The 15,576-nt window shown below is 71.1% G+C and carries 14 protein-coding genes; 10 read left to right on the forward strand and 4 right to left on the reverse strand.

All coding sequences use genetic code 11. The annotated features are described in order from the left end of the window. Nucleotides 1–15 precede the first annotated feature (15 nt). Complete coding sequence (locus DEJ31_RS17595) at nucleotides 16–147, forward strand: hypothetical protein (RefSeq protein ID WP_258366243.1); 132 nt, start codon at nucleotides 16–18, stop codon at nucleotides 145–147. A gap of 120 nt (nucleotides 148–267) precedes the next feature. Here the strand turns inward: DEJ31_RS17595 and DEJ31_RS09365 are convergent, their stop codons facing one another. Next, entirely contained in the window at nucleotides 268–2,172 is a 1,905-nt protein-coding gene (locus DEJ31_RS09365) for a long-chain fatty acid--CoA ligase (protein WP_258366244.1), read from the reverse strand. A gap of 122 nt (nucleotides 2,173–2,294) precedes the next feature. Here DEJ31_RS09365 and DEJ31_RS09370 point away from each other — a divergent pair, with 122 nt between their 5' ends. The 3 genes from DEJ31_RS09370 to DEJ31_RS09380 all read left to right on the forward strand — a co-directional run bounded on the left by DEJ31_RS09370 (nucleotide 2,295) and on the right by DEJ31_RS09380 (nucleotide 5,466). Continuing rightward, nucleotides 2,295–3,248 (forward strand): ROK family glucokinase, encoded by a 954-nt coding sequence (locus DEJ31_RS09370; protein ID WP_110903196.1) that lies wholly within the window; start codon nucleotides 2,295–2,297, stop codon nucleotides 3,246–3,248. Between the two features lie 24 nt (nucleotides 3,249–3,272). Then, the gene (locus DEJ31_RS09375) at nucleotides 3,273–3,998 is read left to right on the forward strand and encodes a 1-acyl-sn-glycerol-3-phosphate acyltransferase (protein ID WP_110903197.1); all 726 of its coding nucleotides are present in this window, start codon (nucleotides 3,273–3,275) and stop codon (nucleotides 3,996–3,998) included. 121 nt (nucleotides 3,999–4,119) lie between these two features. Next, entirely contained in the window at nucleotides 4,120–5,466 is a 1,347-nt protein-coding gene (locus tag DEJ31_RS09380; RefSeq protein WP_110903198.1) for a class II 3-deoxy-7-phosphoheptulonate synthase, read from the forward strand. Between the two features lie 88 nt (nucleotides 5,467–5,554). On the opposite strand, the gene pknB is transcribed toward DEJ31_RS09380, so the two are convergent. Further along, on the reverse strand, nucleotides 5,555–7,594 hold the full coding sequence (gene pknB, locus DEJ31_RS09385; protein WP_111121767.1) for a Stk1 family PASTA domain-containing Ser/Thr kinase: 2,040 nt from the start codon (nucleotides 7,592–7,594) through the stop codon (nucleotides 5,555–5,557). 104 nt (nucleotides 7,595–7,698) lie between these two features. Beyond that, entirely contained in the window at nucleotides 7,699–8,937 is a 1,239-nt protein-coding gene (locus DEJ31_RS09390; RefSeq protein ID WP_258366245.1) for a LysM peptidoglycan-binding domain-containing protein, read from the reverse strand. A gap of 254 nt (nucleotides 8,938–9,191) precedes the next feature. Between DEJ31_RS09390 and DEJ31_RS09395 the strand changes: the two genes are divergently transcribed. Beyond that, nucleotides 9,192–9,548, forward strand: coding sequence for an Rv2175c family DNA-binding protein (locus tag DEJ31_RS09395; protein WP_258366246.1), 357 nt, complete (start codon nucleotides 9,192–9,194; stop codon nucleotides 9,546–9,548). Nucleotides 9,549–9,632: 84 nt separating this feature from the next. Here the strand turns inward: DEJ31_RS09395 and DEJ31_RS09400 are convergent, their stop codons facing one another. Continuing rightward, nucleotides 9,633–10,751, reverse strand: a complete 1,119-nt coding sequence (locus DEJ31_RS09400) for a polyprenyl synthetase family protein (RefSeq protein WP_110903086.1) — start codon at nucleotides 10,749–10,751, stop codon at nucleotides 9,633–9,635. A gap of 84 nt (nucleotides 10,752–10,835) precedes the next feature. Here DEJ31_RS09400 and DEJ31_RS09405 point away from each other — a divergent pair, with 84 nt between their 5' ends. The 5 genes from DEJ31_RS09405 (at nucleotide 10,836) to DEJ31_RS09425 (ending at nucleotide 15,553) form a co-directional block, all read left to right on the forward strand. Next, nucleotides 10,836–11,234: a DUF3040 domain-containing protein gene (locus tag DEJ31_RS09405; RefSeq protein ID WP_110903087.1), complete on the forward strand. Its 399-nt coding sequence runs from the start codon at nucleotides 10,836–10,838 to the stop codon at nucleotides 11,232–11,234. Between the two features lie 343 nt (nucleotides 11,235–11,577). Next, the gene (gene mraZ / locus DEJ31_RS09410) at nucleotides 11,578–12,009 is read left to right on the forward strand and encodes a division/cell wall cluster transcriptional repressor MraZ (protein ID WP_110903088.1); all 432 of its coding nucleotides are present in this window, start codon (nucleotides 11,578–11,580) and stop codon (nucleotides 12,007–12,009) included. A 104-nt stretch (nucleotides 12,010–12,113) separates the two neighbouring features. After that, complete coding sequence (gene rsmH / locus DEJ31_RS09415) at nucleotides 12,114–13,067, forward strand: 16S rRNA (cytosine(1402)-N(4))-methyltransferase RsmH (RefSeq protein ID WP_110903089.1); 954 nt, start codon at nucleotides 12,114–12,116, stop codon at nucleotides 13,065–13,067. 1 nt (nucleotide 13,068) lies between these two features. Continuing rightward, complete coding sequence (locus DEJ31_RS09420; protein ID WP_110903090.1) at nucleotides 13,069–13,749, forward strand: hypothetical protein; 681 nt, start codon at nucleotides 13,069–13,071, stop codon at nucleotides 13,747–13,749. A gap of 34 nt (nucleotides 13,750–13,783) precedes the next feature. Further along, a complete protein-coding gene (locus DEJ31_RS09425; RefSeq protein ID WP_111121734.1) occupies nucleotides 13,784–15,553 on the forward strand; it encodes a penicillin-binding protein 2 in 1,770 nt (589 codons plus the stop codon). Nucleotides 15,554–15,576: the final 23 nt, after the last annotated feature.

Below are 15,576 nucleotides of genomic sequence, written 5' to 3' on the forward strand. Positions count from 1 at the left end.
CCCAGGACGAGCACGATGGCACCCCAGAACGACGAGCTCAGCTCGCACCGCACCCGCACCAACCGCCGCCCCGAGCAGGTCTCGACGAGCACCGCATCGACCGCGGTCCTCGACCCGATCGACGCTCCCGAGGCCCCGCAGGCCTGATCGGCCCGACCGCGACGTCGGTCAGTCAGCCACCGGCCACACCGGCCACGCACTGGAGGCCCGCCACCCGTCCGACGGACGGGTGGCGGGCCTCCAGGCGGTCCGGCCGGTGCCGGGCGCTCAGTGCCGCCGTCGCGACTGCACCACCGGCGTCGCCGTGGTCTGCACCTTCGAGCCCGAGTAGATGTACTCGATGTCCGCGGCGAAGTCCCGGAGGACGACCGAACGCTTGATCGTGAGCTTCGGCGTCAGGTGTCCGGAGGCCTCGGTCAGGTCCGCGTCGACGACCGAGAAGGACCGGACCGACTCGGCACGGGACACCCGTCCGTTCGCGGTGTCCACGGCCTCCTGGACGGCCTGCTGCACCCGCTCGTCGTGTGCCGCCTGCTGCGGGCTGAGCGGCGGGGTGATGCCGCGTGCCTCGCACCAGCCGGGGAGCATCTCGCGGTCCAGCGTGACGAGCGCGGCGACGAACGGCTTGCCCTCACCGACGACGACGACCTGCCCGACGATCGGGTGCTCGCGGATCGCGTCCTCGAGCGGGGCCGGCGCGACGTTCTTGCCGCTCGCGGTGACGATGAGCTCCTTGGCGCGGCCGGTGACGGACAGGATCCCGTCGCCGTCCAGCCGACCGAGGTCGCCGGTGCGGAACCAGCCGTCGCGGAAGGCGGCGGCGGTGGCCTCCGGGTTCTGCCAGTAGCGGTCGAAGACGTCGACGCCGCGGATCAGGATCTCCTGGTCGTCCGCGATCCGGACCTCGACGCCCGGGAGTGCCCGGCCGACCGACCCGATCCGGAGCTCGGTCGCCCGGTTCACCGTCGCGGGGGCGGTCGTCTCGGTGAGCCCGTAGCCCTCGAGGATCTGCACACCGATCGAGCGGAAGAAGTGCGACAGCCGCGGGGAGAGCGGCGCGGAGCCGCTGATGGCGTAGCGGACACGGCCGCCGATCGCGTCCCGGAGCTTGCTGTAGACGAGCCGGTCGAACAGGCGGAAACGCAGGGCGAGCCCGAGCGGGACCCGTCCGGCGGCCACGGCCTCGGAGTGCGCGACGGCGGTGGCGGCGGCGGCGCGGAAGACGCGGCCCTTGCCGCCGAGGTCGGCCTTCTGCTCGGCCGAGTTGTAGATCTTCTCGAACACCCGGGGGACCGCCAGCAGGAACGTCGGCTTGAAGGTGGAGACCGCCCGCATGAGGTCCTTCGTGTCCGGCTCGTGGCCGACCAGGACGCCCGCCGAGACCGACATCGCGGCGATGAACCGTGCGAAGACGTGGGCCATCGGGATGAACAACAGCGTGGAGGCGTCCCCGGCGACGATCTCGGACATCGCCTCGGTCGAGCCCTCCACCGTGGCGGTGAAGTTGTCGTGGCGCAGCACGCACCCCTTCGGCCGGCCCGTGGTGCCCGAGGTGTAGATGATCGTGGCGTCGTCGCGGCCGGAGACGGCGGCGGTGCGGGCGTCGAGCTCATCGTCGGCGATCTCCTCACCGAGGCGAGCCAGGTCGTCCAGGCCACCGCCGTCGATGGTCCAGTGCTGCCCGAGGTGGGGCAGCGCGGGCGCGATGCCGGCGACGCGGCGCGCGTGCTCCTCTTTCTCGACGACGATCGCCACGGACTCGGAATCCGACAGGATGTGGCGGATCTGGTCCGGGGAGCTCGTCTCGTAGACGGGCACGGACACCAGGCCCGCGGTCCACACCGCGAAGTCGACGAGTGTCCACTCCATGCGCGTGCGGGAGAGGATCGCGACGTGCGCCCCGGGCTGCAGACCGGCGGCGACGAAGCCCTTCGCGATGGCGCGGACCCGGGCCAGGACGTCCGCGGCGGCGATGCCGGTCCACGTGTCGCCGGTGCGCTCGGCCAGGATCGGTCGCGCGGGGGTCAGCCGTGCGCGGTCGGACAGCAGGCGGGCGGCGGAGCCGTGGTCGGGGGCGACCGGGCCGGTGTCACCGGCCGGTACTGCCTCGTGCGCGGCGGGCGATCCGCCCGTGCTGGTGGACGTCGTGCGGTCGGCACGCTGATCGGTCACGGCAACTCCCTCGTTGTCCCGTTCGATGTGAGTCCGCTCATCTTCGAGACGGCTCGCGCTCAGCATAGGACGCCTGCCGGGACGTTCGGTGAGTCGCCGCCGAACCGGTAGGCTCCGTGTTCGTGCATGCCATCGGAATCGACATCGGGGGCACCAAGATCGCGGGAGCGGTCGTCACGGAGCTCGGCGAGATCCTCGCCGAGGACCGCGTCGCCACGAACGCTGCGGACCCGGTTGCCATGCTCGACGACGTCGTGTCGATGGTCGAGCGCCTCAGACTCCAGCACCAGGTCGGTGCGGTGGGGGTCGCGGCCCCGGGCTTCATCGACGCCTCGCAGTCGATCGTGTACTACACGCCGAACATCCGCTGGCGGAACGAGCCGCTGCGCCAGAAGCTCCAGGAGCGTCTGGGCGACCTGCACATCACCGTCGACAACGACGCGAACGCCGCCGGATGGGCGGAGTTCCGCTTCGGCGCCGGACGGCTCGTGTCCGACATGACCATGCTCACCATCGGCACGGGTGTCGGCGGCGCGATCGTGACGGAGGACCGGCTGTTCCGCGGTGGCTTCGGCACCGGCGGCGAGATCGGCCACCTGCGGATCGTCCCGAACGGCCTGCCCTGCGGCTGCGGTGCCCGCGGCTGCATCGAGCAGTACGGCTCCGGCCGCGCCCTGCAGCGGATGGCGAACGACGTCGCGGACGCCGGCGGCATCGGTGTCGCCCTGGCCGAAGCGCGTGACGCCAACGGCGGGCACCTCGACGGCGCCGTCGTGGGGGAGCTCATCCTCGCCGACGACCCGGGTGCCCTCGCGGCCCTCCGGCGTCTCGGCCGACACCTCGGCGAGGCCTGCGCGTCGCTGTCGGCCGTGCTCGACCCGCAGCTGTTCGTCTTCGGCGGCGGTGTCGCGAGCGCGGGGGACCGGCTGCTCGAACCGATCAAGCAGGCGTACCTCAACAACCTGCCGGCCCGGGGCTACCACCCGGAGCCGGACTTCGTGATCGCCGAGCTCGTCAACGACGCCGGCGTCGTCGGTGCCGCCGACCTCGCCCGCATCCACGCCCGAACGGCCTGACACCCCCACCCGACGGAGTCGATGATGCTCTACTGGCTGCTGAAGAACTTCGTGCTCGGCCCGCTCATCCTGACCCTGTTCCGGCCGTGGGTGATCGGACGTGAGAACGTCCCGGCCTCCGGCCCGGTCATCTTCGCGTCGAACCACGTGTCGTTCATCGACTCGGTGATCCTGCCGGCCGTGCTCGACCGCCGGATGTCGTTCCTGGCGAAGAGCGACTACTTCACCGGGCGTGGCCTCAAGGGCTGGGCGACGAAGACGTTCTTCAACGCGATCGGACAGCTGCCGATCGACCGCTCCGGTGGCAAGGCGTCCGAGGCCTCGCTCCGCACCGGCCTGCAGGTCCTGGCCCGCGGCGAGCAGCTTGGCATCTACCCCGAGGGCACCCGCAGCCCGGACGGCAAGCTCTACCGTGGCCGCACCGGCATCGCTCGGATGGTCCTGGAGGGCCGGGTCGTGGTGGTCCCCGTCGCCATGGTCGGCACGCGCGAGGTCCAGCAGATCGGCCAGAAGTTCCCGAAGTTCAAGCGGGTCGGCGTCGTCTTCGGCAAGCCGCTCGACTTCTCGCGCTTCGAGGGCCTGGAGACCGACCGCTTCATCCTGCGGAGCGTCACGGACGAGATCATGCACGAGCTCCGCGGGCTGAGCCGGCAGGAGTACGAGGACGTCTACGCGACGAGCGTCAAGGAGCGGGCCACCACGGCCCGCGAGAGCGTCATGCGCGAGCGTCGCACCACCGCCGGACGGTAGGCTCGGACGGTCCCGCATCCGTCGGGACGCCGTCGGCCCGCCGACGGCCGTGCGCGAACCAGAACACCGAGGTGCAGCCTTGTCCGAGTCGATCGACTCCCTCACCCTGCAGGATCCGGACCTGATCGCGGGCCTCGACCACTGGCGCACGCTCCCGATCAAGCAGCAGCCGACGTGGCCGGACCCCGCGGCCGCCGAAGCCGCCTCGGCCGAGATCGCCACGCTGCCGCCGCTCGTCTTCGCGGGGGAAGTGGACCAGCTCCGCGACCGCCTGGCCGCCGCGGCGTCCGGACGGGCGTTCCTGCTGCAGGGGGGTGACTGCGCCGAGACCTTCGCCGGTGCCACCGCCGACTCGATCCGCGACCGCGTCAAGACGATCCTGCAGATGGCGGTCGTCCTCACCTACGGTGCGTCGACGCCGGTCATCAAGATGGGCCGGATGGCGGGCCAGTTCGCCAAGCCCCGGTCGAGCGACCTCGAGACCCGCGGGGACGTCACGCTGCCGGCGTACCGCGGTGACATCGTCAACGGCTACGACTTCACGCCGGAGTCCCGCCAGGCGGACCCGCGTCGACTGGTGCAGGGGTACCACACGGCCGCGTCGACCCTGAACCTGGTGCGCGCGTTCACCCAGGGCGGCTTCGCGGACCTGCGGCAGGTGCACTCGTGGAACAAGGGCTTCGCCGCCAACCCGGCGAACGCCCGCTACGAGAACCTGGCCGCCGAGATCGACCGCGCGATCCAGTTCATGGCCGCCTGCGGTGCCGACTTCGAAGCGCTCAAGCACGTCGAGTTCTACGCCTCGCACGAGGGCCTGCTCATGGACTACGAGCGCCCGATGACCCGGATCGACTCGCGCTCCGGCCAGCCCTACGACACGTCCGGCCACTTCATCTGGATCGGGGAGCGCACGCGTGACCTCGACGGCGCCCACGTCGACTTCCTGTCCCGCGTGCGGAACCCGATCGGCGTGAAGCTCGGCCCGACCACGACGGTCGCCGACATGGAAGCCCTCATCGAGAAGCTCGACCCCGAGCGCGAGCCGGGCCGCCTCACCTTCATCACGCGTATGGGAGCCGGCAAGATCCGCGACGAGCTGCCCAAGCTGCTCGAAGCGGTGAAGGGCATGGACGCCACCCCGTTGTGGGTCACGGACCCGATGCACGGCAACGGCCTGACGACCCCGAACGGCTACAAGACGCGCCGTTTCGACGACGTCGTGGACGAGGTCCTCGGCTTCTTCGAGGTCCACCGCGCGGTCGGCACGTACCCGGGCGGCATGCACGTCGAGCTCACGGGCGACGACGTCACCGAGTGCCTCGGCGGCTCGGAGCACATCGACGAGGCCACCCTGGCCACCCGCTACGAGTCGCTCTGCGACCCGCGGCTGAACCACATGCAGTCCCTCGAGCTCGCCTTCCTGGTGGCCGAGGAGCTCCGCTCGCACCCGTCGGTCACCCGCAGTTGACCGCTGGACCGCCTGCAGGACGGGAGGCCCGACACCGGTCCGGTGTCGGGCCTCCCGTCCGTCGTCGGGCCGTGACGCGCAGCGGGCCCTACTGGTCGTAGGAGAGGGCGATCGTGTCGCCCTTGTGGACCGTGGCCCCGGCGCCCGGGTTCGTGGTCGTGACCGGCAGCTTGCTCTTCCAGTCGTAGAACCCGCAGAGGATGTTCGTGCAGTCCGGGTAGCTGACCTTCAGCCCGAGAGCCTGCAGGGTCGCGGTCGCCTCGTCGATGGTCTTCCCCTCGAGGTCCCTCGGCATCGTGATCGGCGCGGGCCCCTTCGACACGACGACGTCGATGGCCGTGCCCTTGACGACAGGGTCGTCGGCGGGGGCGGCGGAGATGACCTGGCCGGCCGGTGCCGTCTCGCTGAACTGCTGTGTCTGACTGCCGAGCACCAGGCCGACGCCCTGCAGCGTGGCGGTCGCGTCGGCGACGGTCTCGCCGGTGACGTCCGGGACCGCGCCGAGCGAGACGGTGAGCGTGACCGGGCCGCGCTCCGGGTACTGCTCGACGGTGGTGAGGTCGACCGAGCCCGAGCTGTCGCGTCCGGTCGCGGCGATCACGGTGTCGGTGGGGACGTCGGCGGAGAACCGGTACTGCGGGTCCTGGAGGTCGAAGTCGTCGTCGAGCGCCGCGCGGGCGGTGGAGACGGACTGCCCGACGATCGTCGGCAGGCTGATCATCCGCGGGCCGCTCGACACGACGATGCGGATCGCGGTGCCCTTCCGGACCTCGCGGTCGGCGGGCGGCTGGGTCGCGGTGACCAGGCCGGCGGCCACCTGCAGGTCGGGACGGCTCGTGGTGGCCTCGGCGGAACGGAGACCGTTCGACACGAGTGCCTGGCGGACCTGCGAGACGGTCTTGCCCGCGACGGCGGGGATCCGGACGTTGCCGCCCGGCCCGGGGCCGTACCAGGCGGCGATCCCGGCACCGACGACGGCCAGGACGAGCACGATGACCAGGGCGATCCAGCCGCGCCTCCGCCGCTTGGCGGACTTGTCGGCCAAGCGCTGTCCGGCCGGCGACAGGGTCGCGGTCACCGCGCCGGTGCGGCGCGGCCCGGGTGCGTTGCGGTTGCGGGGGCGCGACGGCGTCTCCTGCGTGCCCCGACGGTCCAGGACCGTGGTGTCGTGCTCGCTGGCGTCCTCGACGTCGTCCCCGAAGGCCGCGGCTCCGGGACTGCCACCGGACGGGAGGATCGCGGTCGCGTTCTCGGGGCGGAGCACGGCGGTCCGGTACTGCCCGGTCGCGCGCTGCTGTGCGCCGGCCATGTGGTCGAGCATCTCGCGGGCGTCGAGGGGACGGTCGCGCGGGTCCCGGGCGGTGGCCCACAGGACGAGGTCGTCGAGCTCGGCGGGGACACCCGGCCGTGCCGCGCTCGGCGCGGGGACCGTGTCGTTCGCGTGCTGGTAGGCGATCTGCATCGGCTGCTCGCCCTTGTAGGGCTGCTCGCCGGTGAGCATCTCGTAGAGCATGATGCCGAGCGCGTAGATGTCGCTGCGCGAGTCGGCGGCGCCGCGGGTGACGAGCTCGGGGGAGAGGTACGCGATCGTGCCGAGCAGTGCGGCGCCGGTCGCGGTGTTCGCGGTGGTGGCCCGGGCCAGCCCGAAGTCGCCGAGCTTGATGCGCCCGTCGTCGGCGAGCAGGACGTTCTCCGGCTTGAGGTCGCGGTGCACGATGCCGGCGCGGTGGGCCGAGGCCAGGCCGGCGAGCACGGCGCGGAGGATGTCCGTCGCCTGCTCGGGCGTCAGCGCGCGGTGTTCGTGCAGCAGGTCCCGGAGCGTGATGCCCGGGATGTACTCCATGACGATGTAGACGCAGTCGTCCTCGGCGCCCTGGTCGTAGACGCCGACGAGGTTCGGGTGGGACAGGCGGGCGGCGGAGCGGGCCTCCTGGATGAAGCGCTCCCGGAACGCCTGGTCGTCCGCCAGGTGCCCGTGCATGATCTTCACCGCGACCCGGCGCTCCAGCCGGACGTCGGTCGCCAGGTACACCGTCGCCATGCCGCCGCGCGCGATGCGGGAGCGGACGCGGTACCGCTGATCGATCATGCGACCGATCATCGGGTCCGTGGCGGCGTTCGTGGTCATCTGCGGCATTCTACGAATCCGGACGGGGAGGACCGGCACCGGCGCACCGGTCGTTACACGATCTCGACCGGAGGGATGACCCGGCGCTGCGGATCGACCGGAGGTCAGAGCGAGCGGAGCCAGGCGTGGGCCGACTGCTCCCACTGGGCGTAGGCCTTCGGGTACGCGGACCGCTGGACGGCCTGCGCCGCCTCGGTCACGCTCATCGACGACCAGCCCGGGATGTCGAGCAGACCGGCGGTGACGCCGGGGTTCGGGTTGCGCGAGCCGCCGAAGAAGAGCTCGGACGCGTACACGGTGTCCTGGAGCTGGCCCGGCGTGCCCCAGCCCTGGCTCGGACGCTGCTGGAACAGGCCGACGGAGTCCCGGTCGCCGTGTGCGAGGTTCCGGAGGTTCGACTCCTGCATCGCGGTGGCCAGCGCGATGACGAGGCCCCGGTCCGAGACGCCGAGTGAGCGGCCGACGCGGACGATGGTGGCGGCGTTGGTGCGCTGCTCGGTGGAGAGCGACGGGCCGCTCGAGGGCAGGACGAGCGTGCTGCCGGCGTAGATCGTGCTCGTGTAGGTCAGGCCGTTCGCCGCGAGGAGCGACGAGACCGAGACCCCGTGCGTGGTGGCGACCGAGACGATGGTGTCGCCGTTGCCGATGGTGACCGAGCCGGCGCGACGCACGGTGGCGGTCGTGGTGGGCGCGCCACTGGCTGCCGACGGCCCGGCGGTGGTGGCGGTCTTCGTGGCACTCGACCGTCCGGCCGGGACGCGCAGGGACTGACCGGGGTAGATCACGCTGCGCTGCGAGAGCTCGTTGGCGGTGAGGAGCGCGGCGGTGGAGACGCCGACCTTCGCCGCGATGCCGGAGACGGTGTCGCCCTGCTTGACGTGGTAGCTCGCGGTCGTGGCGGTCGACGTGACCGCTCCGCCGACCGGGGTCGAGGCGAGCCGGAGGGTCTGTCCGGCGTGGATGATCGTGTTCCAGCCGAGGCCGTTGCGGACCAGGATCTCCTGCGCCGACAGGCCGTACCGTGCGGCGATGCCGGAGACGGTGTCCCCCTGGCGCACGGTGTAGGTCGTGGGGGCCGCGGAGCGCGTGGCGGCGACGGTGCTTACCACCGGCTTCTGCTGGCGGGCGACCGCGGTGGCGAAGACCGGCCCGGAACCGAGGTCCCGGTCCTCGTCGACGTGTCGGCGGCCGGACTCGTCGTCGTGGCGCTGCTCGAGGTGGGCGATCGGTCCGGTCAGGCCGGCTGTCACCGCGATCGTGCCGGCGAGGACGATCGGCATCGTCGCGAAGCGCGACGATCGGAGGCGTCGGGCTGCCTCGTCGGGGGTCGTGTCCCTGTCCACGGTCGTTCTCCTGTCTGGCGCACGTCGTCGGTACGGGGTTGGTCTGTCGGCCGTGTGCGCACACACGGCACACCCAGGTGACCACACGCTGACATGCTGTGATTCCCAAGTCAACCAGAGCGCCGGAAGTTGTGCTCGTGACTGGTGTGACTTCTGTGACTGATGTGACTCGATCGACCCGGATCGGGCGTGCTCCACGGGCTCGCGCGCCAAGGTGCTGCGCGGGTCCGCCCGGCTCTGGCACGATGGGACCCGTGAGTGCTGCCCTTCCCGGAGACGACGCCCTGTCCGAACGCTGGTTGACCGTGCCCGACCTGGTCGACCTCCTGGGGGTGAGCCCCGGCCGCGTCCATCGTCTGTTCGAGGAGCGGACCCTGCTGCCCGCCCGCGTGGACGGCGTCCTCCGCGTCCCGAGCGAGTTCCTCGACGACACCGAACCGCTGCCCTCGCTGCGCGGCACCCTGATCGTCCTCGGCGACAACGGGCTCACCGACGACGAGGCCGTCCGGTGGATGCTCACCGAGGACGACGCGATGGGGACGACGCCGATCGCCGCGCTCCGGGCGAACCGCAAGGCCGAGGTTCGGCGCGCCGCGCAGTCGCTGCTGTAGCACCGGCCGACGCGACCGACCGACGGACGGGAGGTTCGACACCAGCTGGTGTCGGGCCTCCCGTCCGTCCGGGGTCGCGCCCGATCAGGCGGAGCGGCGGCTGACCGTGTCCGCGAGCGACGCGAGCTGTTCGCGCGCCGACGGCGTCAGCGGCGACGCGTCGAGCGCGGCCTTCGCCCGCTGGACGTGCCGCTCGATGGAACGTTCGACCGCACTGACCGCACCCGAGTCGGTGAGGGTCGCACGGAGCATCTGCACCTGGTCGTCGTCGAGGTCCGGGTCGCCGAGCAGCTCGTCGAGCAGCTGGCGCGCGCCGACCGGGAGGGACTTGCGGGCGGTCGCGACGAGCACGGTGCGCTTGCCCTCGCGGAGGTCGTCACCGGCGGGCTTGCCCGTGACCTCGGGGTCTCCGAACACGCCGAGCATGTCGTCGCGCAGCTGGTACGCCACGCCGAGGGGGAGTCCGAACGACCGGAGGCCGTCGAGCTGGCTCTCGCTGGCGCCCGCGATGAGCGCGCCGATGAGCAGCGGTGCCTCGACCGAGTACTTCGCGGACTTGAAGACGATCACCCGCTGCGCCCGGACGAGCTGTTCGGCGTCGTCGACCGTCGGCCAGGCGGTCTCCTCGTGGATGTCGAGGTACTGACCCGCGGTCACGTCGAGCCGCATCGTGTGGAACTCCTGGCGGACGATCCGCGCGCGCACCGGGTCGAGCAGCGCGAGGGCCTCGTCGAAGAGGGAGTCGCTGAGTGAGAGCAGCATGTCGCCGAGGAGCAGTGCGGCGTTCGTGCCGTAGAGCGCGCGGTCGCCCACCCAGCCGGAGTCGGCGTGCTGCGACTCGAAACGGCGGTGCGCTGCCGGACGCCCGCGACGGGTGTCCGAACGGTCCATGATGTCGTCGTGCACCAGTGCTGCGGCGTGGAAGACCTCGAGCGCGGCGGCGGCGGTGACGATCGCCTCGGCCGTGGTCTGTCGGGCGCCTTCCGACAGCGGGTCGAACGAGCCCGAACGGCCCGCCACGGACTGCCAACCCCAGTAGCAGAACAGTGCCCGGAAGCGCTTCCCCCCGGACAGCAGGTCCCGGGCGAACGTGTCGAAGGAGACCAGGTCGGGACTGATCGCCGCGAGGCGGTCGCGCTGCTCGTCGAGAGCCCGATCGATCCGCGCCGAGACGAGGTCCACTAATCGCGTACTCTCAGCCACGGTCCTTACCTTAGTGGGTGGTCCGGTCGTAAGATCGATCCACCCCTTCCACCGCGTCGATCCCAGGAACCAGAGGGAACCAAGATGCCACTCTCGGAGCAAGAGCAGCGCCTCCTCGAAGAGATGGAGCGGAGCCTCTACCAGAACGACTCCGACTTCGTGGCGCGCGTCACCCGCCGCCAGGGCCGTCCGACGTACACCGCGATCACGATCGGTGTCCTGATCGGCCTCGTCGGCGTCGGTGTGATCGTCCTCGGGCTCGTCATCAAGCAGCCCCTGATCGGTGTGCTCGGTTTCGTCGTGATGTTGGCCGGGGTGCTCTTCGCCCTCCGCCCGGGTGGTCGGACCCCGACGGCCCGTCCAGCGCGTGCCGCGTCCGCGCGCTCCGCCCGGACCGGAGCGCGACCGGCTCGCGGATCCTCCGGCGGCTCCTTCATCGACCGGATGAACGAGCGCTGGGACAAGCGCAACCAGCAGGACTAGCTCCTCCACATCCCTCCACGGGGTCGGCCTTCCCAGGCCGGCCCCGTTTTTTCGTGCTCCCGCAGACCTTGCTGGCTGCGCAACACCGGTGTTCGTCTTCGACGCCGCCGCATGACGCGGCGTGTTGGACGAACACCGGTGTTCTGCGCGCCCGGATCCCTCCACTGCGCTCCACTCGGACGGGAGGCGCGTGGTTGCGCGGATCGGGCGGGGTGCAGCCGCGCGCGGGTGCCCCCAGTAGGGGTGTCGGAGCCTGAGAGTGGGGCGCGAGAGCAGCGAAGTGGAGGGAAGTGGAGTAGCGTGGGGCGAGACGAAGACCGGTGGAGCTGAGGGGAGGCCCCGAGTGCTGCTCGGTACCCATGCCCCGAAGCTCGACGAGAAGGGTCGCGTGATCCTGCCCGCCAAGTTCCGGGACGAACTCTCCGGCGGTCTCGTCATGACCCGCGGCCAGGAACGGTGCGTGGTCGTCTTCAGCGCCAGGACCTTCGAGGAACTCCACGAGCGGATCCGCCAGGCGCCGATGACGTCGAAGCGGACCCGTGACTACATGCGCCTGTTCCTCTCCGGAGCGAGCGCCGAACAACCCGACAAGCAGAACCGCGTCACGATCCCGCAGAACCTCCGCGAGTACGCGGGGCTCGAGCGGGACCTGACGGTCATCGGCAGCGGTGACCGCGCCGAGATCTGGTCGACCAGCGCGTGGGAGGCCTACTACGCGGAGACCGAAGAGGCCTTCGCCGAGAACGACGAGGAGGTGATCCCGGGGATCTTCTGATCCGTGGATCGAGACTCCCAGCCGTCCGCCCTGACACACCTTCCCCGGTGTCAGGTCGCATGGATGGGGATCCGGACCCACGGCCCAGGAGTCCAGGGGCGCACATGGCAGCACCGGAGAAGTTCCCGCACACCCCCGTGATGCTCGAGCGGATCGTCGACCTCTTCACGCCGACGCTCGACGGCCCGGGCAAGGTCGTCGTCGACGCGACGCTCGGCATGGGCGGGCACTCGGCGGGCCTGCTCGAGCGATTCCCGGAGCTCACGCTCGTCGGGCTCGACCGCGACACGGACGCCCTCGGCATCGCGGGGGAGCGGCTCGCCCGCTTCGGCGACCGCGTGCGCCTCGTGCACACCGTGTACGACGAACTGCCGGAGGCGCTCGACGGCCTCGGCATCGACGCGGTCGACGGTGTGCTCTTCGACCTCGGCGTCTCGTCGCTGCAGCTCGACCGTGCCGAGCGCGGCTTCGCCTACAGCCAGGACGCCCCGCTCGACATGCGCATGGATCGGACGCAGGGCATCACCGCCGCCGAGGTCCTCGCCGACTACGACGAGCGCGAGCTGCGCCGGATCTTCCAGCGCTACGGCGAGGAGAAGCTCGCCGGCCGGTACGCGAAGGCGATCGTCGAACGCCGGGCCGAGCGCCCGTTCACGATGTCCGGCGACCTCGTCCAGGTGCTGCACGACGCCACCCCGGTCGCGATCCAGCGGCAGGGGCACCCGGCGAAGCGGGTGTTCCAGGCGCTCCGGATCGAGGTCAACACCGAACTCAGCGTCCTCGAGCGGGCGATCCCCGCCGCGCTCGACCGCATCCGGGTCGGCGGCCGCCTGGTCGTCGAGTCCTACCAGTCGCTCGAGGACCGCATCGTGAAGCGCGCCCTCGTCGAACGGACCACCTCCAGCGCCCCGGCGGACCTGCCGGTGGAGCTCCCCGAGCACGCACCGACCTTCGCCCTGGTCGTCAAGGGCGCCGAGCAGGCCGACGAGGCCGAGCGCGCCGCCAACCCCCGAGCTACCCCCGTGCGCCTGCGCGCGGCCGAGCGGATCCGGAAGTGACATGAGCACGAACCTCGCACTCGTCGACCCTGCCGTCGCCCCGTCGCGCGCGCCGCGTCCGGACCACGTCCGACCCGAGCGGAAGCGCCCGGAGCTCGTCGAGGTCACCCCGACCAAGGCGCAGCGCCGTGCCCGACCGCGGGTGGCCTACGCCATCGTCGCGATCGCCGCGCTCGGGCTGCTGCTCCTGGCCCAGCTCGGCATCAGCATGGGGCTCAGCCAGGGCGCCTACACACTCAGCTCGTTGAAGACCGAGCAGACCGGACTCACGCGGACCCAGGCGTCCCTGTCCGAGGGGCTCAAGGTGCTCGAGTCGCCGCAGAACCTGGCCCGCAACGCGCAGGCCCTCGGCATGATCGCGAACTCGACGCCGGTGTACCTCGACCCGAAGACCGGCACCGTCTACGGCACGCCGACGCCGGCGACACCGGAAGAGGCGACCGGCAACACCGCGAACCAGGTCCCGAACTCCCTGCTCGGCGACGTGCCGCTCGCCGCGAAGCAGGGCGACACCGCGACGAGCAAGGAGAACAGCACGACTGCTCCGGCCGCTGGTGCGGTGGCTGCGACGGCCCCCGCCGACACTGGGAAGGCCGGGGCGTCCAGCGCGTCGGACCAGGGTTCGACCAAGTCCTCCGTAGAGTCCGACGCGAACCAGCTCCAGGCACCCACGACCCGGTGACCGAGGGCTCAGCACCACCCCGGGAAGGCCGCTCGTGACGAAGACGCTCCGCAACCGACGACTGCGCTACAGCGTCGTGATGATCGCCGTGATCGCGCTCGTCGCGGTGTTCGTGGTCCGACTGGTCGACATCCAGGTCGTGCAGGCCGACGAGCTGTCGAAGGCCGCCGAGTCGAAGCGCAGCATCCCGGTGACGCTCTACGGCACCCGCGGCACGATCGTCGACCGCGACGGCACGGCCCTGGCAGAGAGCGTGGTCCGGTACAACATCACGACGTCGCCGCGACTGGTGAAGGCCTTCGACGGCAAGCTCGGCGGGACCCGCGTCAAGGAGATCTCGGTCGACCAGGCGCTCAGCGCGATCGCGAAGGCCTCCGGCGGTGAGGTCGCCACGATGCAGGCGAACATCGCGGCCGACCCGAAGTCCGACTTCGCCTACCTGGTCAAGGGGATCGACGTCGCGCACTACGAGGCCGTCCGCGCCCTCCAGGTGCCGTGGCTCTACCCGGAGCAGCAGGCCGCACGGTCCTACCCGACCGGGGCCGCCACCGGCAACGTGACCGGCTTCATGGGGACCGACGGTGCCCAGGCCGGCCTCGAGCTGGCGTACCAGAAGTGCCTGGCCGGCACGAACGGCTCCGAGACGTACGAGCGCGGTGAGGACGGCGTGCAGCTGCCGGGCAGCACCGTGACGCAGAAGCGCGCGAAGGACGGCGGCACGCTCGTCACCACGATCGACAGCGACCTGCAGTACATGGCGTCGCAGGACATCGCCGACGCCGCGCAGCAGCTCAGGGCCGAGTCCGCCACCGCCACCGTGGTGAACGCGAAGACCGGCGAGGTCCTGGCCGTCGCCGACTACCCGACGGTCGACCCGAACGACGTCGACGCGACGAAGGACCCGGGCGCCTACGGCTCCCGCGCCCTGACCGCCGCCTACGAGCCCGGTTCGACGATCAAGGCCGCGATCGCCGCCGCCCTCATCGACAAGGGGCTGGCGAGCCCGACGACCCAGGCCGTCGTGCCGTACTCGCGGACGTTCCCCTGGGGCGGCACCATCCACGACTCCGAGTTCCACCCCACCGAGAACCTCACGCTCACCGGCATCCTCCGGGACTCCTCGAACGTGGGCATCACGGAGCTCGGCTCGAAGCTGACCCCCCAGCAGCGCTACGACGTGATGCGCGAGTTCGGCCTGTTCGAGCCCGAGCCGGCGATCGACTACCCGGGCCAGCCGACGATGGACTACGGCGCGAGCCCGCAGTGGGACAAGCAGACCGACATCAACTCGATGTTCGGCCAGGGCATCTCGACCACGGCCATGCAGATCTCGAGCGTCTACCAGACGCTCGCGAACCAGGGTGTGCGGATCCCGCTGCACATGGTGAAGGGCTGCCAGACCGAGGACGGCACGACCATCGACGCGCCCGACGTGCAGAGCAAGCGTGTCGTGTCGGCCGCCGCGGCGACCCAGACGGTCGACATGCTGCAGAGCGTCGTGACCGGCGGCACCCTGGTCGGCATGAAGCCGATCTCGGGCTACAACATCGCCGCGAAGACCGGAACGGCCGAGGTCGCCGACGGTGCGAAGGGCTACGGCGCGGATCGCATCATCTCGGTGGCCGGAATGGCCCCCGCCGAAGACCCCCAGTATGTTGTCACGGTGACGTTCACGAAGCCGCAGACCACCAAGTGGTCGAGCGGAGCGGCTCCGGCGTTCCGCACACTCATGTCCCAGGTGCTCGAGAAGTACCGAGTCGCCCCCTCCACGACCCAGGCACGGACCTACCCGTCGACCTGGTAGGCCGACCCGTCCACGTGGTGAGG

It is taken from the genome of Curtobacterium sp. MCPF17_031, from assembly GCF_003234035.1.
In the GTDB taxonomy this organism is placed as follows: domain Bacteria; phylum Actinomycetota; class Actinomycetes; order Actinomycetales; family Microbacteriaceae; genus Curtobacterium.